Source organism: Phormidesmis sp. 146-33, assembly GCF_052939515.1.
The window spans coordinates 13911-36416 of record NZ_JBJPHU010000015.1; the positions used below are offsets into that span (position 1 = coordinate 13911).

Consider the following 22506-nt stretch of genomic DNA (forward strand, 5'->3'; position numbering starts at 1 on the left):
TTACTACAACATCTAACGGATCGGTTTTTCTGCGGCTGGCTTGGGCTTGTTGGGTCGGTTGGCTTCGACATTGCGGATCGCCTGCGTTGCAAAGGTGTCGTTGGGTCGCTCATCCAGTGCCCGTCTAAAGTAGAGCAATGCAGTTTGGTTGTCTTTTTGCTGAGTCGCGGTGTAGGCTGCCTGCATGTAGCGATCGTAGAGCGTTCCTTTAGAATTCGTTGAAGAATTTGTAGCAGGAAGCGGCGCTCTGCCCGCAGGTTGTTGATAAAAACTCACCACCTTTTCAATGTAGGGCGAAATGTCAGCGCTCCGATAGCGCCCAGCATCTCCCGTCATCCACCAGGCCGCAACCCGCCGCACTGCCACCAATTCATTGTTGCCCACCACTCGATATTCGTCTCTCAAAACATCCCGAATGATACAGGTGACGACCGATCGAGCCGCCGTTGGGTTGGCTTCAAACTCTGTGGGTGACAGTTCTCGCCCGGTGCAGTTTTTTGACCAGCGAGGAATATTGTCAGGTTTGACTTGCCAATCGCTATACAACCCGTCGTTCTTTTTCCCGGTATCGGGTGCAGCCTGACGCAGCGCTTCGACGACCTTACCGACCTGAATATCTGAAAGCTGGGCCCGAACGGGCAAAACGCCTGGCCCCACGCTCAACAAGCTGCCGATAATTGCGATCGAGTGCAAGTTGCCCCGCAAAAATCTGAAAGATTTCATAACATGCCTTGTGATGCTAAAAGCGATTAATTATCCGACGTAGACCATAAATCAAGGTTTCGATCTTGACCTTCTAGAATCTGTTCTAGTTTAAACGCTAAGGATCGTGGATCAAATAACATCTGGACTTGATCAGAATCAGGAGAGATTCGTTTAAACGCAAAAAAAGCCCGATCGCAAGACCAGGCCAGTTGATAAAGTCATCGATAAAATTTTTTGCTTCGCGCTTCAGAATACCCGCAAGGGGTTTCCACATAGTCCCCTAGAATTGGCAGCTTGGGAGGCAGAAGAAAGTAGCAAAGCACAAAGGCTTCATCGAACTCATGGAGTTTTAAGCGACCGATCTAGCTGCAAATCGACGATTGATCTCATCCCAGTTGAGTACGTTCCACCAGGCGTTGAGGTAGTCGGGACGGCGGTTTTGATATTTGAGATAGTAAGCGTGTTCCCAAACGTCGTTACCAAAAATGGGGTAGTGACCTTCAGTTAGCGGACTGTCCTGGTTAGGCGTTGAGGTGATTTGCAGATTGCCTTGAGGGTTTGAGACGAGCCACACCCAGCCACTCCCAAATCGCTTGACCCCCGCATCGTTGAACTGTTGCCGAAAATTGTCGAAATTGCCAAAAGTCTGGTCGATCGCGCCCGCCAAATCTCCGGTCGGTTCGCCGCCGCCGTTGGGCTTCATGATTTGCCAAAACATGGTGTGGTTGACGTGCCCACCTGCATTGTTACGCACAGCACCTCGCACCTCTTCAGGAATGGTGTCTAGCATTTTGACCAACTCTTCGACACTTTTGCTTTGCAGATCAGAATGGTTTTGCAGAGCAGCGTTGAGGTTGTTGACATAGGCAGCATGGTGCTTGTCGTGGTGAATCTGCATGGTCTGAGCGTCAATGTAAGGCTCTAAAGCAGCGTAGTCATAAGGAAGTGGAGCTAATTCGTAAGCCACGTTGGAGTCTCCTAAACAGGACAAGTTGAGTTGAGAGGAGGGTGAGAAAGTTTTGAGATGAAGCAAGCCGTTCTGCTATCCAATCAGTCGCACGTTTGAGCGGCAGAAATCGAGCGGCAGAAATTTGAGGAGCAGAAACCAAATCTTCGATGCTTGTTCTCTCTTCTTAAATCATAGTCGTTATGATTTTGAATTGCATCAATACCTCCTAAGTTTTTGCCCATAAATCAAAAATTAATTTAAGCAAGTAGTTCTCAAACTCCCAGAAATCAGAACTTTCAGAGTTTTCGCGAAAATTTCTCGCCTGGCTCTAATAAGATTAAATCTCACTAAAGGATTAGAAGCACTCAAATATCAAGCAAGAAATGAGAAGTCACATTAACCCGTCGATCGCAGCCATCCCTCCTCGCGAATGCGGGGCAAAGCCCTCCCTCACCCCTTCAATCGATAAGCCAACGCAACCCATTCATCCAGCCGTTGAGTCTCGATCGCCTCAAACCCTACTTTCTCCAAAGCCTGAGAAACGTCTGTTGTGCGATCGTCTGTAAAGCCCGCCGCAATCAACAAGCCCGCTGGACGCAATGCCTTCTGAAAGTCTGAAGCGAGAGCGATGTGTACCCGTGCAAAAATGTTGGCGGCAATCAGATCAAACCTAGCTTCAGGCGTGAAAGTAGCTGTTGTCTCGTCAGTTTCTCCACCCATCCAGTGACCTAGCCCACTTCCCATACCCAGGCTGCCTGCTTTGACGGTGACTTGCTCGGTAACCTGGTTGAGATTGACGGTCGATTGAGTGGATTCGACGGCGATCGCATCATTGTCCAGTGCTAAAACCTTGGCTCCTAGCTTGGCCATTGCCACACTCAAAATTCCTGATCCCGATCCCAAATCGAGAGCGTTTAGGTTGGGCGAAACAAACTGCTCAAGTAGCTGCAAACTTAGTCTTGTCGCAGGATGAAACCCACTGCCAAAGCTCAAACTGGTCTCGATTTGAAGGGAGATGTCTCCTGTCCGCAAAAGCACAGGTTGAGCAGAGTTGACCATCACAAACCGTTGTCCAATTCGATAGACAAACGGGTTACATGGAGCGGGTTTCTCCTCAACGATGGCGATTTCGAGGGCAGTAGTCATGTGAGTGCGATGCAGGGAAGAAAGCAGATTGGCGATCGCATCCGCTCGACCTCCGGCGGGGCGATCGTTGGGCAGATACAAGCAAAGTGTAAAAGCCCAATCTTCTCCCGTGGTGTAGTTTGTGATCTGAATGTCCCCTGTAAAGTCAGCCGTAGATAGCAGAGTACACACCCAATCAACTGCTTCATAAGTTGCATGGAGGCTCAATTCTATCCAGGACATAACTTTTTTCTCAACGTGAAGATGAAGGAAAAGGCAGAGCCAACTAGGGCGTTGCTGATTGGAGGGATAAATCTGTGGGAAGTGTCCATCTTTTCGCCCCCTAAATCCCCCAAAAATGGGGGACTTTGAACCTTGGGTTTCCCGCCGCTTTGGGGCAATTTATCCCCTGATTCAGCAACGCCCCAACTAGAAAGCAAATTGTCGGTTCCCTACCTTTTCTCAAGCATCTTACGCTAGATCAGAGTCTCGGTTTAGGGCTATCTCGAAGGGGCAGATTGGTTGTTAACCCCGCTACTGGGAACACATTCAACGGGGACAGGCGTTGCACTTTGGTTGGTTTGTGTGCTGCTGGAATTGTAAGAACCGCCCATTCCAGAAGTCTGCATCATTGACTGTTCGCCACCCCGGTTAAACGCATCCAAGGACATGCTGGCTTCTTTTCCGGCTGTACCCGCAGGCCCATTGGCGCGGAAGGCTAAGGCTGCACTGGGGTTTCTTCCTGAAAACTGCCCGTCTAGAATCGAGCGGCTCGATCGCTGGTTGTCGATCGAGGTTGAGTTGTTCATTGCTCCAGAATTCGTCACTCTAGAATTCATCACTCTAGAAGAGTTGGCGGCATCTAAGTTAGAACTGGCTTCTCTTCCAGCCGTACCCGCAGGCCCATTAGTGCGATAAGGAATCGCTGGTCTGGGATTGTTAACTGAAAATTGATCAGACGTGCTGGAGGAGCGATCGCTGGTTGAATTCATCGTCGAATTCGTTGGGCTAGAGTTGGCACTGCTTGCGGTCTGCTCATTGATGCTCCCATTGATGGTGCCTGCATTTGCACTGTTGGGGAACTGGTTTGCGTTAGAGTTTGCAGGAGAATTAATGCCTTGAGAAGCCACGTCGTCGCTTGATAGGCTCGAATTGCTGTTAGAAGGTGCGCTACCCCTTGTTTGAGTCTGGTTGGAAGTGGAGTCGATCGGGCCACCAACGCCACCTGACGTATAGCCTGGAGGACATTGAACTGCACTAATTCCAGTTTGATTTGTCCCAGTTTGATTTGTCCCGGTTTGCCTTAGCCCAGACTGACTGCGATTGTAAGGCGGTTCATTAAAAATGCTGGGGTTTGGGTTGACCTGTGCCAGAGCGGGCAAGCCTAACAAAGCGGCTGTTCCTACAGCTCCCACCAAAGCAGACAAGCGTTTTGCTAAACCGTTGTGATTCAGTAAGTTCATAAAAATCTCCAGGCAAGATGTAATTCTGTATACTGAAAAGGTTAAAAAATCAGTAGCTTTCGCTTCTCTATCAATAGGGATTAGTCAATGTCTATCTCTGGTGGGATCTAATGTTGCTAGAAAAATTAGCAGAGCTAGTTAAAAAATTCGCTCTTAGGCTCAATGTAATCTTCTGATCCGTAGCGTTAAGGTATATTCTTCTTGCAGACGGATCACATTGTCTTCTGCACATATAGATAAACGGTGATACTCTCAACCCAAAATTTGGAGGCTGACTATGCTGGAGTTATACCAATTTGAGATGTCCCACTATGCCGAAAAAGTGCGGCTAATCTTGGACTACAAGGGCTTAGAGTACCGCAAGATCGAAGTGACCCCAGGAGTTGGACAAATTGAGCTTTTCCAACTGTCGGGGCAGCGTCAAGTTCCGGTTTTGAAAGACGGTAGCGAAGTCATTGCAGACTCAACGGCGATCGCTGACTATCTCGACAAAAAATATCCCGAAAAGCCAATTATTCCGGCTGATCCCAAACAAAAAGGCTTGTGCTTGCTGATGGAGCAGTGGGCAGATGAGTCGATCGGTCTCAATGCTCGTAAAGCGCTCGTGGGGTCTCTCAGCACCAATCAGACCTTTCGGACGGCGTTGTTGCCCAATTCTGTCCCGGATGTGGTCAAGAATGTAGTGGGGGCGATTCCGGGTGAGTTTTTGAGTGTGTTGGGGTTGGGTGTGGGCATGGGCCCCGATGCGGTTAAGTCAGCTAAAGAAGCGCTCAAGCGGGATCTAACGGCTCTGTGCTTTATCTTGATGGAACAGCCTTATCTACAAGGAGACACGCCGACGCTGGCTGATTTTGCGGTGGCTGGGTTGTCGATGTATCTCAAGTTTCCGACTGGCCCGTATTTGACGATTCCGGAGTCGCTCAAGGGTCAGGGTGTTTCGGGGATTGCGGATATTGGGACGTTTGAGCCGTTTTTTGCGTGGCGTGACAAGCTCTATGCTGATTTCCGCAAGGCTTCTCCGTTTGCGGCGGCTCCTGCGGGTGCGGCTCCGACTTCGATCAACATCGATTAAGTGATCTGGTAAGTTTGTGGGATGGGCAAGTTGTCTGTCCCACTTGGAGAAGTATGAAAGTCAAAAGTTTGACCCTGCGATCGTTCCGTGGCATCGACAATCTAACCCTAAATTTTGACTCCCAAATTAATGTATTAATTGGCAACAACGGCGTTGGGAAATCCAGCATTCTTGAATGCCTAGCTACTTTGTTGGCCCAACCAATTGAGAGAGTTCAGTCTCTGGTGAATTCTCAAAATCTTCAGCGTTCTTCACAACGTTCACTTAAACGTGAAGACATTATGAGTGGTCAAGAAGAAACTCACGTTGACATCACTGTTTCACTCAATGCAAAGATAACAAAATGGTCACTTGATAGCAATCATAATGAAGAGCAACTATTAGAACTTAGCCGTAACATATTAGAAGAAATAGGTGAGCAACTAAAAGTCCAAAGCGCTGATACCACTCAAAATTTTAATTTTATAATCGCTCCAGATGATGTGAAAGCTAAACTGCGCGAGTTGGCAATAAACAGGGAATTAGCTTCACAAGCAATTGTAGATGAATTGCACAACCAAGTAAAAGCAGGTGGGAGGGCTAGATTACCTTTGGTTGTCTATTATCCTGTAAACCGAACCGTCCTTGACGTACCGTTATCTTTATCAGAAAATTATTCGTCAGATCCAATTGCTGCCCACAGTGATGCACTGGGTAGAGGAATCGATTTCAAAGCTTTCTTCCAGTGGTTTAGACATCAAGAAGACCTGGAAAACGAATTAAGAACACAAGAGTCGAGCTACCGAGATAACCAGTTGACGACAGTAAGAAGAAGTATTGTTGCATTCCAGCCTGCATTATCTAACTTAAGAATCAAAAGGTCTCCCCTCAGAATGACCGTTCAAAAACAGGGTCAAGAATTGATTATTAATCAGCTTTCAGATGGTGAGAAATGTTTGTTAGCGATGTTGGGAGATCTGGCGCGGAGACTGGCGATCGCCAACCCTGGCTTACCCGATCCGCTTCAAGGTGAAGGCGTTGTCCTAATCGACGAAATCGAACTTCATCTTCATCCAAAGTGGCAGCGTGAGATCATTCCTGCGCTCACTAGAACCTTTCCAAACTGCCAATTCATCGTCACGACTCATTCGCCTCAAGTATTAGGAGAAGTCAAAGGTAAGGTTTATCAACTCAAATCAACTCCTGAAGGAATCATTGCTGAATCTCTACAAACCTACGGAAGAGATAGCAACCAAATCCTTGAGGATGTGATGGATGTGTCGGAGCGATCGCCAGAATTTCAAGACAAACTTCGCAAACTATTTCGACTGATTGAAGATAGTAATTTAGAGGAAGCAAAAAAACTCCAGCAAGAGCTTGAGGATTTAGTCAAATACGACGAGCCAGAGTTTGCAAAAGCAGAAGTTTTGATTCGACGGAAAGAAGTTTTGGGACGATGAAGTACATCAAAAAAAATCAGGAGCCGCAAAACTTCACAAATTGGAAAAAACAAGCAAACGAAAATTGGAAACCTGACTGGGAGGCTAACTTTCAAGCTCCAGAAAAACCAGAAACTCATGAGGCATTGCTGATCGAACAAGGCTACATTTGCTGTTATTGCGGCAGACGCATCGATCGCCAAAGCAGCCACATTGAGCATTTTCAACCTCGAACACACTATCCAGAGCTTGCCCTGGAATACACCAATTTTCTAGCCTCTTGTCCTGGATACCCTGAAGACGAAGCTTCTCAGTCAGGCAGTCAACCAGCCCAAGAACACTGTGGACAAAAGAAAGGAGCCTGGTACGACCAAAATCTCACCATTTCACCACTCATCGAAAATTGTGCTGACTACTTCAGATACACCAAAGATGGACAGATTTTGACATCCGACATTGCTTCGATGCAGCCTGCTGCTCAAGAAACTATTCAACAGTTGGGTCTTGATTACAGCAGTTTGAGAAGAGCCAGAGCCAGAGTTATCGAGGCGATCGAACCTCCCGACGGACTGACCCCCGACGAAGCCCAAAAGTTAATTCAGTCCTACGAAGAATTGGACGAAAAAGGAAAATACGGTCGCTTTTGCGCGACGATCGTTTACCGCCTACAGCAATACATCCTCTAAACTATAGAACGCTTGTATTGACTCACACGAATCGCGGTACGATCAGGCAGAAGGTCGATCGGTGACTCGCATGATTCCAGAAAAACCATTAGGCTCCGTGATTCAGGGTTCTTTGAGTCAGGGGCTAGAAGTGCGCCTCCATGCTGACGTGTCGGTTGAAGAGATGCGCGTGGGCAAATTTTTGGTGGTGCAAGGGGTGCGATCGCGCTTTTTCTGTATGCTCACCGACGTTTCGTTAGGCACTTCTAGCCCTCGCATTGTCGCCAATCCCCCCGATCCGAGCAACACATTTTTGCAAGAAGTTCTCGCTGGAAGTGGCACGTATGGAACGATCGACCTCACCCCCATGTTGATGTTTACTCCAACTGAAGGAGAGCCGAAGAAAGCAACCTCAAAGCGCAAAACTCAAGACTCAAAACTTGCCTCTTATGAAGCGAATTCCAGCGCAGATATCGAATTGCTTCCGGTGAAGACGATTCCCAGTCACTTTAGTCAGGTGTTTGATGCCAGTGAGCGAGATTTTCGGGCGGTGTTTGGGTGGGAAGACGACCCGACGCGGCGAAATTTTGCCATCGGAATGCCGATCGATATGGATGTGCCGATTTGTCTGGATCTCGATCGCTTTGTCGAACGCAGCAACGGCGTTTTTGGCAAGTCTGGCACCGGGAAATCGTTTCTAACTCGGCTGCTTTTGTCGGGAATCATTCGTAAACAGGCAGCGGTGAATCTGATTTTTGACATGCACTCAGAATACGGCTGGGAGGCGACTCGCGAAGGCAAACAGTTCAGTACGGTCAAAGGACTGCGACAACTCTTTCCGGGACAGGTGAAAATGTTTACCCTTGATCCCGATTCGACCAAGCGGCGCGGGGTCAAAGATGCTCAAGAACTCTACATCGGCTATGACCAGCTAGAAGTCGAAGATCTGATGCTGGTGCGGGGAGAACTGAACCTTTCAGAAGCCAGTCTAGAAAATGCTGTGATTCTGAGAAACGAGTTTGGCAAAGCCTGGATCAATCGCCTTTTGACCATGAGCAACGGTGAGATTCAAGAATTTTGTGAAACCAAGATGGGCAGCAAATCGTCGATCATGGCACTCCAGCGCAAACTGACGCGATTGGATGACCTGAAATATATTCGCAATAGCTGCCCCCATAACTACGTCGATCAAGTGCTGGAATGTCTCGAAAGCGGTCAGCATGTCGTTGTGGAATTTGGTTCCCAGTCCAATTTGCTCTCTTATATGCTGGCGACCAACATTATTGCTCGACGGATTCACCAGGCTTACGTTCGCAAAGCTGAGAAATTTTTGCAAACCAAGAACGTCAGCGATCGCCCTCGTCAACTCGTCGTCACCATCGAAGAAGCGCACCGATTTCTCGACCCCGCTACGGTGGGACAGACGATTTTTGGCACGATCGCCCGTGAAATGCGGAAATATTTCGTCACGCTTTTGGTCGTCGATCAGCGGCCCTCTGGCATCGATAACGAAGTCATGTCTCAAATCGGCACCCGCATCACCGCCCTACTGAATGACGAAAAAGACATCGACGCAATTTTTACCGGAGTTTCGGGTGGGCAAAGTCTGCGATCGGTTTTAGCCAAACTCGACTCCAAACAGCAAGCGCTGATTCTCGGTCATGCCGTCCCGATGCCTGTCGTGATTCGTACCCGTCCCTATGACGATGCCTTCTACGCCGCCGTAGGCGACACTGCATGGGAAGAAATGCCCGATGTCCCCCTGTTTAAAGCGGCCGAAGCGGCTAAAGCTGATCTGGGATTCTAAATCACGTGAATTCGATGGAGTTTTCTCACTTCGTTATTCAGCACTTCTGCCCCCCAACCCCCCAATTTTGGGGGACTTTGAGACAATATTTCTCGTTCAAAGTCCCTCACTTGTGGGGGATTTAGGGGGCTGAAGCCGATTGAAACGAAGCGAGTCACTCTCATCGAACTGACGTTAAATCTTGTAGTACGTTTTGGTTACAACTTTGAGATTCATGACGATCGTCACTAGCCGCGGTGGGTTGCTCTGAAGTACGATCGCCCGTTGATTGTTCGTCAGGTCAAAATCAGTCTGATCCGTTGAAAGTACAGGATTCTACAGCTTTTTTAGCTTAAAACTTCTCAACCAAACTGACCAAATCGGTTGGTGACATACTCATGTCATATTGTTGCTGTATTAGTAGAAAATAGCAGAATTATTTAACCAATTTACTCAACCCCTCAATGATACCTTTCGCATCCTAACAAAATCGCTCAAAGCTAGAGATCACAAGGACTCAGGCTCATTTCATTATCTTTTCATATTTGTTCGGCTACCCCTCCAAGTTATCAAAGAAAAGGTTCGGTTTTCCTCATGTGGCGAGACTATTCAAGAATGGATTGCTACGGCATTATAGAGAGAGTCACCAATGTCCAGTTCCTCCCCTCCAATTTCTCACTCGTTCAGCGCCAAGTCCAGTTTGTTGACTGCAAATTCGTCTAGTTTCATCGCTAGAAAATTGTTTCCAGGTTCATCCTGTCGGGTGAATTCATTCCCCTTTACTCCAGCTAAAATTTGTAATACTATATAAAAGATGAACTCATACTGACTTCGACATATAGCTTTACCTGCGATCGTTACATTTTTTAGGTCAGTTGAATCCAGAGTTTGAGCTTTCTCCACATCCTCATTCACCCTTGTAGCTTTTAAGTTCCGTCTCTCGACCTCTTTACATGGAGAGATGACCTCTACCTTTCTCCTCGCTAACCTGCATGGTTAAGCTTGTCCGCCACAGATTTCAGATCGCCCCACAGATTTTCGTTTACGGAGTTCACTGCAACCATGGCCACTGCCAATTCCAAATCAAAGACTACTAAGTCCACCTTTTCGGCAGATATGGTTCGGACTTACTTGCACGAGATTGGTCGCGTACCGATGCTGACCCACGAGCAAGAAATTGTTTATGGCAAGCAGGTGCAGCAGATGATGGCGCTGCAAGAAAAGAAAGAAGCCCTTGCCAAGACGTTGGATCACGAACCGACCTCAGAAGAGTTTGCCGAGCATGTTTCGATTAGCGAACCAGAACTCAATGGCATTTTCCAGCGCGGTCGTCGTGCCAAGCAAAAGATGATCGAAGCCAACCTGCGCCTCGTGGTGTCGATCGCCAAAAAGTACCAAAAGCGCAACCTTGAGTTTCTAGATCTAATTCAGGAAGGTTCTCTCGGTTTAGAGCGCGGCGTTGAGAAGTTTGATCCGACTCGCGGCTACAAGTTCTCGACCTACGCTTACTGGTGGATTCGTCAGGCGATTACGAGAGCGATCGCTCAACAAGCCCGCACGATTCGTCTACCGATTCACATCACTGAGAAGCTCAACAAGATCAAGAAAGTCCAGCGCGAACTGGCTCAAGAACTGGGTCGGAGTGCGACGGCAGGTGAGATTGCCAAAAAGCTTGAGCTAGAGCCAGAGCAGATTCGTGAGTTTTTGTTGATGTCTCGTCAGCCTGTCTCACTCGATCTGCGCGTGGGCGACAATCAAGACACCGAGCTACAAGATCTGCTCGAAGACGACGGCCCTTCTCCGGAGACGTATCTGGCGCAAGAATTTCTGCGTCACGATCTAGAGAATCTAATGACAGAGTTGACTCCTCAGCAGCGAGAAGTTCTCAATCTGCGGTATGGGTTGGCGGATGGTCACGAGCTTTCTCTAGCCAAGGTCGGTGAGCGGTTGAATCTAAGCCGTGAGCGCGTTCGGCAGCTTGAGCGCCAAGCGTTAGATAATCTGCGTCGTCGCAAGGCCAGTGTGCGCGAGTACGTGGCCAGCTAGGACTGAGGGAAGTGAGTTTTACAGGAGTCCGCTTCCTTTAAAAAATAAGCTTCCAAAAACATAAGCCTGCGAGATCCCTGACTTTGATGAGAGGTTGGGGATCTCACTTTGAGTTTGAGGAGATTTTTCGCTGTGGTATTGAGCGCTTCTACCCCAAACCTCCATTCTGGGGGACTTTGAAGTATAAGTAAACTAATTGTTTTCATCCCTCATCCCTCCTACTCAGCCATTCCATTTAGCAACGACGACGCGGATCGTACCGTCTTCCAGGGTTTCCTGTTCTTCGATCGCAAATCCCTGTTCCGATGCACTACTGATCAAGGTGTGATAACCGTAGCGTTGCATTAAGTGATTGAGCCATTGTTGAGAATAGTGTTTGCGATCGTATTCAGAAATCACCGCTTCATAGGTTCCGTCAGCCTGCTGTTTGAAGCCAATATCGTTACTCAGCGCTCCAATAAACTGACGACGAATGATTACTTCTGCGGTTTGCGATCGCACGTCTCCCTGATAGCCATACAGATTTCTAGCCGTGTTGTGAATCTCAACCTGTTTGAATCCCAGATCAGACAGCGCTTTTTTTAAGGCATCCAGATTTTTGATTTGCGTTCTAATCGATGTGAAGTGTGACATAAATCTCCTGGTATCTAATCTGATTAAACTTTAGACCTCAAACTGATGCACTTCTTGCGCCTGCCTGTTCTGCCCAGCGTTGTAGCGATTCTATCTGTTCGTTGGAGATTGAGGCTAACGGAACGGTTTCTTGAATTGCGTCTAGAATGTCGATCGTCGTGAAATCTTGGCGTTCTCCCGTGCAACTTTTTCCGAAGGCCCGGTGCATTCCATCAATGATCACCTGTTCGATTTCGGCACCGCTAAAATTTCGAGATGTCCAGGCTAATTTTTCTAAGTCAAATTCTCTCAAGCGATTGGGGCGCAACCGTTGTAGATGTACTTTGAAGATTTCTTGACGTTCTGCTTGAGTTGGCAAATTTAAGAAAAACACTTCGTCAAATCGCCCTTTTCGCATCAGTTCGGCAGGCAAAATCTGGACATTATTCGCCGTTGCCACAATGAAGACCGGACTCGTTTTTTCCTGCATCCACGTAATCAGACTGCCAAACACGCGCCGACTTGTCCCCGAATCGCCATCTCGGCCACTGGTGATATTGCCAAACGCCTTATCGATTTCGTCAATCCACAACACGCAGGGAGCGATCGCTTCCACTAACTGAATCATCTGCCTGACTCGACTTTCACTTTCACCAACCATTCCGCCAAACAGTCGGCCGCTGTCCAACCGCACCAAAGGAAGCCGCCATTCGTGGGCGATCGTTTTTGCCGAGAGTGATTTTCCCGTGCCCTGAATGCCCACCAGCAGGACACCTTTGGGATTGGGAATGCCATAGCGACGCGCTTCTTCGGTAAACACATCCTGACGCATTCTCACCCACTGTTTGAGATTGTCCAATCCGCCCACACTTTTGAGCGAGTCTTGTGGGGTAAAAAATTCCAGAATTCCCGTTTGGCGAATGGCTTGTTTTTTGGCATCTAATACGCCTGCGATGTCGGATTCATTCACCTGTTGTTTGGCGGCGATCGCTTTGGCCAAAACTTGCTGAATTCGCGATCGGCTCAATCCCTGACAAGCTTTGACTAGTTGTTCTCGTGCCAGTCCCGTCAGTTTGAGTTTTTCGGGGGCCACCAACTTGGCAATTAGATGATCGATCTCAGCAGCGATCGGAAAGGGAAAGTCAATCACCGTCACCTGTTCAGCAAGCTCGGCAGGCAGTTCTAACGTGGGACTGAGGAGAACGATCGTGCTTCGGCTGCGCTTGAGTTCTCGCATCAGATTCTTGAGTTCGCGCACGACGGGCGCATTTTTATCGCTGGTTGAGGCTTTGAGAATCGGATGTAAGTCGCGCAGCACGTAGATTGTGTTGTCTTCTGAGGCAGTTTTACCAATGCGACTGAGCGCTGCCATTACCGTTCCTTTGTCGGCCCCGTTGTCGCTCCAACCCCGCACGATATCCCATAAAAGAACGAGGCGATGGGGCTGAGATTGAGTCGCAACTTGCTGCAAAACGGCTTCAACGGGTTCTTCTTCGACAGCAACAATGTAGAGCAACGGATAGCGGGCCCGAATCATCAGATCAATCTGTTCGATCAGAGCTTGGTGAGGCGAGAAGTTAGCAATCATCGAGTTTATTGAATTTAGAACGCTACCGAAAGTACTTAGTTAAACGCTTAAGAGCACAAAAACTTTGCATGGTGACGAATGTGATCTTCAACAAAAGTTGCAATGAAGTAGTAACTGTGATCGTACCCAGATTGCATTCGCAGGGTGAGCGGCTGACCAACCTCAGCACAAATTTTTTCAAACGCCTGAGGGAATAGCTGCGTGTTGAGAAAAGAATCACTGGTTCCCTGGTCAATGAGAATCAAGCGATCGCGCCTTCCAACCCGAACCAACTCACTCGCATCATACGCTTGCCAATCGGCTTGATTCATTCCCAAATAACGGCTAAACGCTTTTTGTCCCCACGGAGACTGAATGGGAGTGACGATCGGAGCAAATGCCGAAACCGATTGGTAGCGATCGGGGTTTCGCAATGCTGCCACCAATGCCCCATGACCGCCCATCGAATGCCCAAAGATCCCCTGCTTATCAGGAAGAACGGGGAAATTCTGCTCGATCAACGTCGGTAATTCTTGAGTGACATAGCGATACATCTGATAGTGAGCATTCCAGGGAGCGACGATCGCATCCACATAAAATCCTGCACCCGTCCCAAAATCCCAATCGTCATCTTCCCCAGGCGTGCCCGTATTGCGCGGACTCGTATCCGGAGCGACAAGCATCAACCCAACTTGAGCCGCCAAGCGCTGTGCCCCCGATTTGACCATAAAATTTTCTTCGCTACAGGTCAGACCAGAGAGAAAATAGAGAACTGGAACGGGAGCCAACGCAGCTTGAGGAGGCTGATAGACCGAGAACTTCATGAGACTATTGCAGGTCGTCGAATGGTGAGAATAGAACGCGATCGTTCCCTCAAAACATCGACTTTCGCTGATCAGGTTGAGCGACTGAGACATAAAAAGCGATACAGAAAAACGGTGCAGACCACTGCTTGATCTTAAAGGATCTCAGAAGGTCATAAAAAATCCGCGATCGTTCCCGACCACGGACTCAGATTACTTTTCAGTTTATTAACCGACCTTCAGCAATTCCACATCAAACAATAGAGTTGAATTAGGCGGAATCGGGCCAATGCCGCGAGTGCCGTAGCCCAAATCTGGAGGAATCGTCAACTGACGACGGCCGCCCACCTTCATCGTGCCAACCCCTTCATCCCAACCCTTGATCACCTGACCCACGCCAATTTTGAACTTGAACGGTTCGCCACGATCGCGAGAACTATCAAACTTGGTGCCATCGGTCAGCGTCCCCGTATAGTGAACGGTCACCGTCTGTCCAGGTTGGGGAGCCGCCCCTGTGCCTTCCACTTCGTCCACATATTGCAGCCCTGATTCAGTCTTCACCATTTTTTTTGTCTCCGGTTGGGTTACGGGGGCCGCCATCGGCTTAGGAGTTTCAGCGACCAAAACGGGCTGTTCATCGGTGGGTTGAGTTGTGGTCGGCAAGGTGCCCGCGATCGCCGTCGTGCGATTGGTAACCTGTGCCACCACCAAAACGACGCAGCAAGCCACCATGACCCCGAAGCTGATTAAAATCTCTTTCAAAACCAGACCTCCTGAAATGTGTCTCGTTTATTTTCTCACATCCCTATTTCCAGAGCTTGTTTTCCAAATCTCGAATTTGACGTTCTAAGCGATCGAGTCGTCCGCGCAGTTCGTCCATTTCAGCCTGACGGGGGACACCCAGATCTTGCAAAACGTTTTTCATCTGACGCTGCATTTGCGCCTCAAAGTTGCCCTGCTTGAGTTGGGCCATCAAATCATCGACAAAGCCTTTGGCCTGTTCGGGGTTGAGTTTGCCGTCTCTCACCCATTCATCGCTCACTTCTTTTAGCTTTTCGGCAACCAGAGAAGTCGTGCCCACCCCAATCATCAGTATTTGTGTCAACCAATTGTTATCCATATTTGCATTCCTATGTCGGACGCTGAAGCGGTTTTGACAGTCCAGGCTTTTTGGCCTACTTTCTTATTTTGTCAAATCGGACGAAGGTCGGAGAGAGGGGTTTACCGTCCCTCGATCGACTCTGACTTTACCCTGTCTAGCCCTATTCCTAATGGAAGAAATTCCAGATTTTTGTAGATTTCTCTGCTAACGTCTAAATCGTTGTCGCTGTGAGTGATTCAATCGTGGTGATCGAGTGGCTAAAGGTAAACGTGCCCCCAGAGTTGCGAGAGCAGTACATCCAAAAAGACACTGAAATTTGGACACCTATTCTCTCAAAGTATCCTGGATTTGTCGGTAAAGAAGTCTGGATCAATCCCAACGACGCGACCGAGATTGTGATGGTGATTCATTGGGCCGACCACGATGCCTGGAAATCAATTCCAACTGAGGAACTGGTAGAAACCGATCGCCAATTTACCGCAGCGATGGGTCAATCCTTCCCCTTTACTCAAGAAAGCGAATATCAAGTGAGAAAATTCTTGGGCCGCTCAGACTAATTCCACCCAATATCTCTCCAGCGCGTTCTTAAATCCGCAACTGCCAAGTCTTTGAATCACGCTCAACTAGCTGGCTCTTGTCGCACTTTCTTCATTACGGACTGTACATACTCTGTTTTACCACTCGTGTAAGCTTCTCGGTCAGTTGGGAACTGTTCAGCAAGACAGTGCTTTAATTGGGCATACCGTAATGCTTCGTCTGGATGTTCTCGGAGATAATCTCGAAAGAGCAAGCGTTCCAGCAATATACTACCCGATTCAACAATGTGGATATGATGAGTACGTGGACTGTTGGGCGGTAAACCTTTGACAAAAAACATTCGTTGAGGATCAGGATTGTCGAACCAATAGGAGTAGCCCAACTTTTCTAATGGAGAAACCGCTGATTGCCGTGCTGCAACGAGAGACTGAACGCTCACTAACAAATCAATAATTGGCTTCGCGACCAATCCTGGTACTGCCGTGCTGCCAATATGGTCAATGCGAACGACAAGATCTCTACTCAAAACGCTGGCAACTCGCGCTGCTTCCTCTTCAAACATGAGTGACCAGCGTGGATCGTACTCGACAAGAACGACTTCATCCATTGGTTTGTTTATGAGGTGGACTCAGCTTTCAAACAAAGTACACCCTAATGCTGAACTTTTCACCGACCACCTCTAAACTACGGCCATCTGTAACCGAAGTCAGCTAACAATAAATTAGGATTTTCCTCCTCACTCCTCACTTCTATCCCATGCCAGACTGTCCTCGTTGTCACCAGCCCGTTGATGCGAAAGCGATCGCTTGCCCCTACTGCCGCACGACGCTCAAAGCTCACGGCCATCCCGGTATTCCGCTGTATCGATCGACGGGAATCGAACCATTGTGCAAAACCTGTGTTTACGACGCGGATGATTCTTGTACATTTCCCAAGCGACCCGATGCGCGAGAATGCACGTTGTATCAGGACATTGCGGCTCCTGTAAGTCAGCCTGTCAAATATGGCGGCGAGTTTCTCAGCAAAGCCTGGTTTCGTCGTAACTTAGTTTGGATTGTGCTGATTGGCTTGATTATTTTGAGTGTCGTGATCACGCTGGCGGGTTAGCCTAAACAAAATGGTACGGAGGCAGCGCTTCGCCTAGCATTAATTCCCAGTGAGAACACTCGTTTTGCCAGGTTTGTAGACGATCGTACAAAGTCGCTTCCTGCTGGCGATCGGCGAGTAGATACAGCTTCTCGACTCCAGCTTTGGCTTCGGTGAGAATGCGATCGGGATAGAACTGAGCGATTGCCGACATCAGAATTTGCAGTTCGGACATTTGCTGATTTTTTAGCGCCTGCTGAGTTGCGTACTGCTCTTTTTTGGCGAGAAAATACTGTTTGCCCTTCAAGTCCGGGGGAAGGGGATCTTCTGGTGACTCTAAAGGTGTGATTTTGAGCCGATATTCTGCTTTGCCTTCGAGTTGAGAGAGCTTGGCTAGATAAGTCGCTTGATTGGATTCTAAATGATCTAACAAGCTGTCTAGCGAGACAAAAAATGTACCAAACCGCAACGGCAAAATCGTCGTCTGCCAAAACAATTCGCAGATCATCCGATCGTGGGTCAACACCGCCTGGACTAACTGATTATCATCTCTTTGCACCGCTTCGAGATCCAAATCTGGCTCTATTAAGGCAGACAGTTCACCCCGATTCACCACTTGCACCTCTCCCTCAATCCCAGGAAGTACATTCAAGGACAGTGCAGGAGTCTTAAAGAACGCATACGTATACATGAGTCGGACTAAATCGCCTTTTTGAGGTAGAGCACTGTTAAGAGAAGTTACTGATCAGATTGATAGCGATCGCTGGATTTGATTTCTCCGATCGCGTCCTTATTTTGATTAATACAGCCGGGCTTTTGATTATATTGACAAACTCTCGCCCACAAAGTTGCTCTGGTGCCAGGGGTTCCCGCCGAAAAGATGACGCGATCGCCCCCAATGATTTGCAGGATCTTAACTCCGCACACCGGACAGGTTTGGGTACTCATAAAGTTGTGAAGAAATCAACAAGATTGTCAGGTCAACTAAACCAGCTTAACTCCAATGATTGCCTTGAATAGTAAACTTTCAGAAGTGGTTCCGCAATTTCTCTGAAGTGAGAAAATAACTGCAGCGTTTTGACTGTAGCAAGAGGGTTCCTGATATGCGTCGATTTTTTGTGCTGGTGTTAGTAGCCTCTTGCTTTAATTTGCTTTACAAACAAACTGCTGCCGCAAGTACCACTCAGACCGTTGATGACCCCTCCCGCAGCTATTGGATACAGGCTCAAAAATTGGCTCAAGATCAGGTGTTTTTGCTAAATCGCATTGAGCAAGCTTTGGTGAGTCCTGATGCCAATCGCATTCGAGCCGTCCGGGGGCAGATCTTTCTCTACACCTCAGCCGTCGATCGCTTTCTCAAAAGTAATTTTCCTGAACCGAATGTGATGTGTGCGCCGCCCGCTGGCACCAATGGTCAAATCGCTGGAACCGATGCCGCCAGCCCCGAAGAAGCTCAAGTCTACTGTGCGCTCTATGCCTCGACCCAAGCGTTGAATCCTTTGAGAGCCAGACTAGACCAGCGGGCATTCGCGCAGGGTTCGACTCGACAGGTGAGTTTGAGCGCGCCGTCTGACCCAAAGCTGCCCATTGCTGAACCTGCGATCGTCGGCAAAATTGCCAAAACTGCGATCGCGAATCAGACTCCCTCTATGATCCCGGCGGTTGTGCCTCCTGACGATATTGTGTCTGTTTTGCAGTCAAGCCGACAGCGGTTAGTTGAGGTGCAGTCCGTTTTTCCGACTGAGGCTCGATTTATGATTCCGGTGCCGCTGTCGCAGAGCGATCGCAATCCCTACGATCTCTATCCGTCTGAGTCGAAGCCTTTCGCCAGCTTTCTCGCTCAACCTGAGACTGGAATTGCTCGTTTGTTGCCAACTGAGGTCTACCGCACCGCTTCTAATACTCAAAATCGGCTGCTTCCTACTGCATTAGAGCGCTTTCCGTTGGCGACGTTGATCCAGCGAGAGGGCTTGTCGCCCCGGTTGGCGGTGCGGGTTGAGGGTGATTTGTTTCAGCTAATTCAGGCGGATTTAGATTATGGGTTTATGACCGATTTGGGAGATGTGGCGATCGAGTCTTTGACCGCAACTCCATTTGAGAAACTTAGTGCGATTCCCGAAATGCTGCGTTTTTTTTACACCTATCGTCCGCCCTCTGAGTTAGAAGCCGTTCAGGTCGATCGCCGCCGCTTTATCACCGGAAAGGTCGCCGCCTTTAACTTAAGCGAACCGCTCCTGACGCAAGCGCCTGCTGCCACCAATCGAACTTATCTGGTGCGATCGATTCAATACAAAGTCCCCGAACTCATCACTTCGGGACGCACGCTCTTACCCACTGAGCGACGGAGACTCAAGGATCTTCTGACGATGCCTAGCAGTGATGTGCTGTTTGCCTTTCGTCCGGTGAGTCGGCGATCGGATGGTAGTTACACCGTTTTGTGGCGCGTTTTGACGAAGTTTCCTGATCCTCAAGTGCGCGATCTCGATCGCTATGTGGAGGAGTGACGAAGGAGGGATGAGGGGTTGTCTTCGATGATCTGTTCCCCCTTTGGGGGTAATACGCTTCGCGAGAGGGATGAAAAATTCCGTCTCTCTTGTCTGAAAGTCCCCCAGAATTGGCAGCTTGGGGGGCAGAAAATGCAACCATCGAAGCGAAGAACTTCATCAGATTGGTGTCCTGTTAACGTGAATTCGATGAGGGTTTTTTGCTTCGTTCTTCAGCGCTTCTGCCCCCCAACCCCCCAAAATTGGGGGACTTTCAGACAAGATCTTGGGTTCAAAGTCCCTCACTCGTGGGGGATTTAGGGGGCTGCCTGGATTCACAACCGCAGCGAAAGATTTCATCGAATTCACGTCCTGTTAGACCACCAGTTTTAGAATTTCGTCTGCTGCGCGATCGCACACGCCTGCTTGACCGATCGCGGTCTGCATTTCTTGATAGGCAGTAAGCATCTTCTGGCGGTTTTCTGGCTTGAGTAAGTCGATCGAGGTTTGGACAATATTCTCAACCGTGGCGTGATGTTGCAAAAATTCGGGAACGACGGGTTTCATCTCAACGAGATTGGGCGGTGACATAAAGGGAATCGAAACTTTGAGAACGTATTGAGCAATCCAGGCAGTGATCGGATTGACGCGATAAATCACCACCTGCGGCACGTTGAGCAACGCCATTTCGAGGTTGACGGTTCCTGATTTGGTAATGGCCAGATCGGCGGCGGCGATCGCCTGCAAGGTCGTCTGTCCTTTGTTACTTTCTAACAGCGTGGCGCGAAGTCCGTATGTCTGGATGGCTTGAACGATCGCCGCTCGATATTTCTCTAGCGCTAACGGAATCCAGAAATGCACATCCGATCGCTGAGTTTGAATCTGTCTCGCCGCCTCAAACATCACAGGCATCAAATATTTCAACTCTTGTTGACGAGACGCAGGTAAGAGAACGATCGCCGTTTGATCTGACGGAATGCCCAACGCCGATCGCGCACTGTCTCGACTGGGAGCCGCCTGCACGCGATCCACTAGAGGATGACCGACGAGCGAAACCTGACCGCCTTTACGCCGATAATAGTCCGCCTCTGCGGGAAAAATTGCCAGAATTTTTTGAGTGGCTTCGATGATGCGATCTGTATTGAACGAATTGAGCGACCACACCCATTCCTGCGGCGCAATAAAAAAGACGACGGGCACCTCTGGCATATTCTTGTGCAGGTAGCTGCAAAACGCCACGTTTGGCCCCATGTAGTCAATCAAGACGACCAGATCCGGGGGATTTTGCTGAAGATATTGCTTGGCCTGACGTTGAACCCGCAGCGTCGGCAACACATAAGGCACCGATTCAAGAATGCCAACCGACCCGATCGTACTCGTATGCCCCAACAGCGTCGCTCCCGCCTCAGCCATACGATCGCCCCCCAGCGCCAAAATTTCTAACGCCAGGTCGATCGCCTCAGCCCGCTTCTGCAACGCCTCGATCAACAAGGCCCCCTGCAAATCACCAGAAACTTCCCCGGTGCTAATAAAAATTCGCAGCTTCGACCGATGAGTTTTGACACTTAAGTTTTGAATCGGCTCCGACGCTCCCCTGCTCCCCGACTTTCCCATCTCCAACCTTTCATCCCTCATCCCTCATCCCTGCTTTTCTCCCCGGTGTCAGCCCTCTTCTTCCGGGCATCAGCGAGAGGCGAATAAACTGGCGCAAATGTTGAACATGGGGGCTGTCAGACAGCAGATCCAACTGCTCCAGAGCGGCATCTAGCGTCAGTCCAGACCGATAAATAATTCTAAATGCTTTTTTGATCAGTTGCAGTTGACCAGGCTCAAAGCCCGATCGCTCCAGTCCAATCAGATTGAGCGATCGCACTCGTGAAGGGTTGCCCTCGACCGTCATAAAAGGGGGAACGTCACGATCGATGCGACTCATGCCCCCAACCATTGAGTGTCGGCCAATGTGGACAAACTGATGCACCCCCAACACCCCGCTAATTCTGGCTTTTGACTCGATGTGAACGTGCCCCGCCAGGGCGACCGCGTTTGAGATGATCACCTGATCTTCAATGAAGCAGTTGTGTCCCACATGGGTATACGCCATCAACAAATTACCGTTGCCAATCTGCGTCATTTCACCCGCACGAGTCGCCCGATGAATGGTTACAAATTCCCGAATGTGGTTGTCATTGCCAATCTTGACCAGACTTAGCGACCCATCATATTTAAGATCTTGAGGCTCAGAGCCAATCACCGCCCCCGGAAATAGATGATTTCGCTCTCCAATCTCTGTCCATCCGTCCAACACAACATGGTGACTGAGAATACTCCCCGCTCCCACCTTCACCTTTTCTCCGATGACAGCGTAGGCTCCAATTTGCACAGTGGGATGGATCTCAGCACCAGGATGTATAACCGCCGTCGGATGAATCAGAGTCGCCATATAAAAGGGATGAGGGAGAACTTTGTTCCGCTTCGCGAGGAGGGAGGAGGGATGAGCAGTGAGTTGACAAAGTTGTGTGTGAGCTTATCGCTCAAAACTTAAAACTCAAAACTCAAAACTCAAAACTCATTATTAAACTAATGCAAACATCAAATCGCCTTCGCACGCCAACTGACCATCGACCTCAGCCCGACCGCGCATCTTACCAAATCGACGACCTTTGACCGACAACAGTTCCACCGTCATCACTAACTGATCCCCCGGCACGACGGGCCGCCGAAAGCGCACACCATCAATGCCTGCAAACATAAATAGCCCCTCCTGAGTGTCAGCCATTTGAGTCAAGACAACGCCTCCCACCTGGGCCATTGCTTCGACAATCAACACCCCCGGCATGATCGGTCTGCCCGGAAAGTGTCCTTGAAAGTGCGGCTCATTAAAGGTGACATTTTTGAGACCGATCGCCCGCTTACCTGGCACATAATCGATGATGCGATCGACCAGCGCAAAGGGATAGCGATGCGGCAATAGGCTGTGAATTTCTTCTAGCGTAAATGTTTTTTTAGTCGGTTCGGGCTGGGTGTGGTCGAGGGTTTCTAGCGGAGGAGCGACACTTTCTAAATTGGAATCGGTCAGCGTTGACATAT

23 protein-coding genes are annotated in these 22506 nt (G+C 49.0%); 8 read left to right on the forward strand and 15 right to left on the reverse strand.

The window, feature by feature from the left end:
• Positions 1–12 precede the first annotated feature (12 nt).
• The 4 genes from ACJ2PR_RS08455 to ACJ2PR_RS08470 all read right to left on the reverse strand — a co-directional run bounded on the left by ACJ2PR_RS08455 (position 13) and on the right by ACJ2PR_RS08470 (position 4242).
• A complete protein-coding gene (locus tag ACJ2PR_RS08455) occupies positions 13–723 on the reverse strand; it encodes a hypothetical protein (protein WP_446871633.1) in 711 nt (236 codons plus the stop codon).
• Between the two features lie 331 nt (positions 724–1054).
• A complete protein-coding gene (locus ACJ2PR_RS08460) occupies positions 1055–1672 on the reverse strand; it encodes a superoxide dismutase (RefSeq protein ID WP_446876704.1) in 618 nt (205 codons plus the stop codon).
• A gap of 432 nt (positions 1673–2104) precedes the next feature.
• Positions 2105–3022 carry a 50S ribosomal protein L11 methyltransferase gene (locus ACJ2PR_RS08465; protein WP_446876705.1) on the reverse strand — a complete coding sequence of 306 codons (918 nt, stop codon included), beginning with the start codon at positions 3020–3022 and terminating at the stop codon, positions 2105–2107.
• A 257-nt stretch (positions 3023–3279) separates the two neighbouring features.
• A complete protein-coding gene (locus ACJ2PR_RS08470; protein WP_446876706.1) occupies positions 3280–4242 on the reverse strand; it encodes a hypothetical protein in 963 nt (320 codons plus the stop codon).
• 277 nt (positions 4243–4519) lie between these two features.
• Here ACJ2PR_RS08470 and ACJ2PR_RS08475 point away from each other — a divergent pair, with 277 nt between their 5' ends.
• From ACJ2PR_RS08475 to ACJ2PR_RS08495, 5 genes are all read left to right on the forward strand, one after another.
• Positions 4520–5314, forward strand: a complete 795-nt coding sequence (locus ACJ2PR_RS08475) for a glutathione S-transferase family protein (RefSeq protein ID WP_446876707.1) — start codon at positions 4520–4522, stop codon at positions 5312–5314.
• Positions 5315–5367: 53 nt separating this feature from the next.
• The gene (locus tag ACJ2PR_RS08480; protein ID WP_446876708.1) at positions 5368–6753 is read left to right on the forward strand and encodes an AAA family ATPase; all 1386 of its coding nucleotides are present in this window, start codon (positions 5368–5370) and stop codon (positions 6751–6753) included.
• Positions 6750–7418, forward strand: a complete 669-nt coding sequence (locus tag ACJ2PR_RS08485; RefSeq protein ID WP_446876709.1) for a retron system putative HNH endonuclease — start codon at positions 6750–6752, stop codon at positions 7416–7418. The genes ACJ2PR_RS08480 and ACJ2PR_RS08485 overlap by 4 nt, the downstream gene beginning before the upstream one ends.
• Before the next feature lie 70 nt (positions 7419–7488).
• The gene (locus ACJ2PR_RS08490; RefSeq protein ID WP_446859186.1) at positions 7489–9204 is read left to right on the forward strand and encodes a helicase HerA domain-containing protein; all 1716 of its coding nucleotides are present in this window, start codon (positions 7489–7491) and stop codon (positions 9202–9204) included.
• A gap of 1041 nt (positions 9205–10245) precedes the next feature.
• Positions 10246–11229 (forward strand): RNA polymerase sigma factor, RpoD/SigA family, encoded by a 984-nt coding sequence (locus tag ACJ2PR_RS08495; RefSeq protein WP_446859187.1) that lies wholly within the window; start codon positions 10246–10248, stop codon positions 11227–11229.
• Positions 11230–11451: 222 nt separating this feature from the next.
• Here ACJ2PR_RS08495 and ACJ2PR_RS08500 read toward each other — a convergent pair whose 3' ends face one another.
• From ACJ2PR_RS08500 to ACJ2PR_RS08520, 5 genes are all read right to left on the reverse strand, one after another.
• Positions 11452–11862, reverse strand: coding sequence for a DUF1257 domain-containing protein (locus ACJ2PR_RS08500; RefSeq protein WP_446876710.1), 411 nt, complete (start codon positions 11860–11862; stop codon positions 11452–11454).
• A gap of 37 nt (positions 11863–11899) precedes the next feature.
• The gene (locus ACJ2PR_RS08505) at positions 11900–13429 is read right to left on the reverse strand and encodes an AAA family ATPase (RefSeq protein ID WP_446876711.1); all 1530 of its coding nucleotides are present in this window, start codon (positions 13427–13429) and stop codon (positions 11900–11902) included.
• Between the two features lie 47 nt (positions 13430–13476).
• Positions 13477–14325 carry an S-formylglutathione hydrolase gene (fghA, locus tag ACJ2PR_RS08510; RefSeq protein ID WP_446876712.1) on the reverse strand — a complete coding sequence of 283 codons (849 nt, stop codon included), beginning with the start codon at positions 14323–14325 and terminating at the stop codon, positions 13477–13479.
• Positions 14326–14439: 114 nt separating this feature from the next.
• On the reverse strand, positions 14440–14973 hold the full coding sequence (locus ACJ2PR_RS08515) for an FKBP-type peptidyl-prolyl cis-trans isomerase (RefSeq protein ID WP_446871388.1): 534 nt from the start codon (positions 14971–14973) through the stop codon (positions 14440–14442).
• 43 nt (positions 14974–15016) lie between these two features.
• Entirely contained in the window at positions 15017–15331 is a 315-nt protein-coding gene (locus tag ACJ2PR_RS08520) for a phasin family protein (protein WP_446871387.1), read from the reverse strand.
• Positions 15332–15540: 209 nt separating this feature from the next.
• On the opposite strand from ACJ2PR_RS08520, the gene ACJ2PR_RS08525 reads away from it, so the two are divergent.
• The gene (locus tag ACJ2PR_RS08525) at positions 15541–15870 is read left to right on the forward strand and encodes a TIGR03792 family protein (RefSeq protein ID WP_446871386.1); all 330 of its coding nucleotides are present in this window, start codon (positions 15541–15543) and stop codon (positions 15868–15870) included.
• A 62-nt stretch (positions 15871–15932) separates the two neighbouring features.
• Here ACJ2PR_RS08525 and ACJ2PR_RS08530 read toward each other — a convergent pair whose 3' ends face one another.
• Complete coding sequence (locus ACJ2PR_RS08530) at positions 15933–16457, reverse strand: GrpB family protein (RefSeq protein ID WP_446859194.1); 525 nt, start codon at positions 16455–16457, stop codon at positions 15933–15935.
• Between the two features lie 149 nt (positions 16458–16606).
• Here ACJ2PR_RS08530 and ACJ2PR_RS08535 point away from each other — a divergent pair, with 149 nt between their 5' ends.
• Complete coding sequence (locus ACJ2PR_RS08535) at positions 16607–16957, forward strand: zinc ribbon domain-containing protein (protein WP_446859195.1); 351 nt, start codon at positions 16607–16609, stop codon at positions 16955–16957.
• 1 nt (position 16958) lies between these two features.
• On the opposite strand, the gene ACJ2PR_RS08540 is transcribed toward ACJ2PR_RS08535, so the two are convergent.
• Together ACJ2PR_RS08540 and ACJ2PR_RS08545 are read right to left on the reverse strand one after the other, a co-directional pair.
• Entirely contained in the window at positions 16959–17627 is a 669-nt protein-coding gene (locus ACJ2PR_RS08540; protein ID WP_446871384.1) for a GvpL/GvpF family gas vesicle protein, read from the reverse strand.
• Between the two features lie 47 nt (positions 17628–17674).
• Positions 17675–17884, reverse strand: coding sequence for a hypothetical protein (locus ACJ2PR_RS08545; RefSeq protein WP_446859197.1), 210 nt, complete (start codon positions 17882–17884; stop codon positions 17675–17677).
• A gap of 155 nt (positions 17885–18039) precedes the next feature.
• On the opposite strand from ACJ2PR_RS08545, the gene ACJ2PR_RS08550 reads away from it, so the two are divergent.
• Entirely contained in the window at positions 18040–19440 is a 1401-nt protein-coding gene (locus ACJ2PR_RS08550; protein WP_446876713.1) for a hypothetical protein, read from the forward strand.
• Positions 19441–19794: 354 nt separating this feature from the next.
• On the opposite strand, the gene lpxB is transcribed toward ACJ2PR_RS08550, so the two are convergent.
• The 3 genes from lpxB to fabZ all read right to left on the reverse strand — a co-directional run bounded on the left by lpxB (position 19795) and on the right by fabZ (position 22504).
• A complete protein-coding gene (gene lpxB / locus ACJ2PR_RS08555; protein WP_446876714.1) occupies positions 19795–21054 on the reverse strand; it encodes a lipid-A-disaccharide synthase in 1260 nt (419 codons plus the stop codon).
• Positions 21044–21859 carry an acyl-ACP--UDP-N-acetylglucosamine O-acyltransferase gene (gene lpxA, locus ACJ2PR_RS08560; RefSeq protein WP_446876715.1) on the reverse strand — a complete coding sequence of 272 codons (816 nt, stop codon included), beginning with the start codon at positions 21857–21859 and terminating at the stop codon, positions 21044–21046. Before lpxA ends, lpxB begins: the two co-directional genes overlap by 11 nt.
• A gap of 132 nt (positions 21860–21991) precedes the next feature.
• Positions 21992–22504 (reverse strand): 3-hydroxyacyl-ACP dehydratase FabZ, encoded by a 513-nt coding sequence (fabZ, locus tag ACJ2PR_RS08565; RefSeq protein WP_446859201.1) that lies wholly within the window; start codon positions 22502–22504, stop codon positions 21992–21994.
• Positions 22505–22506 lie beyond the last annotated feature (2 nt).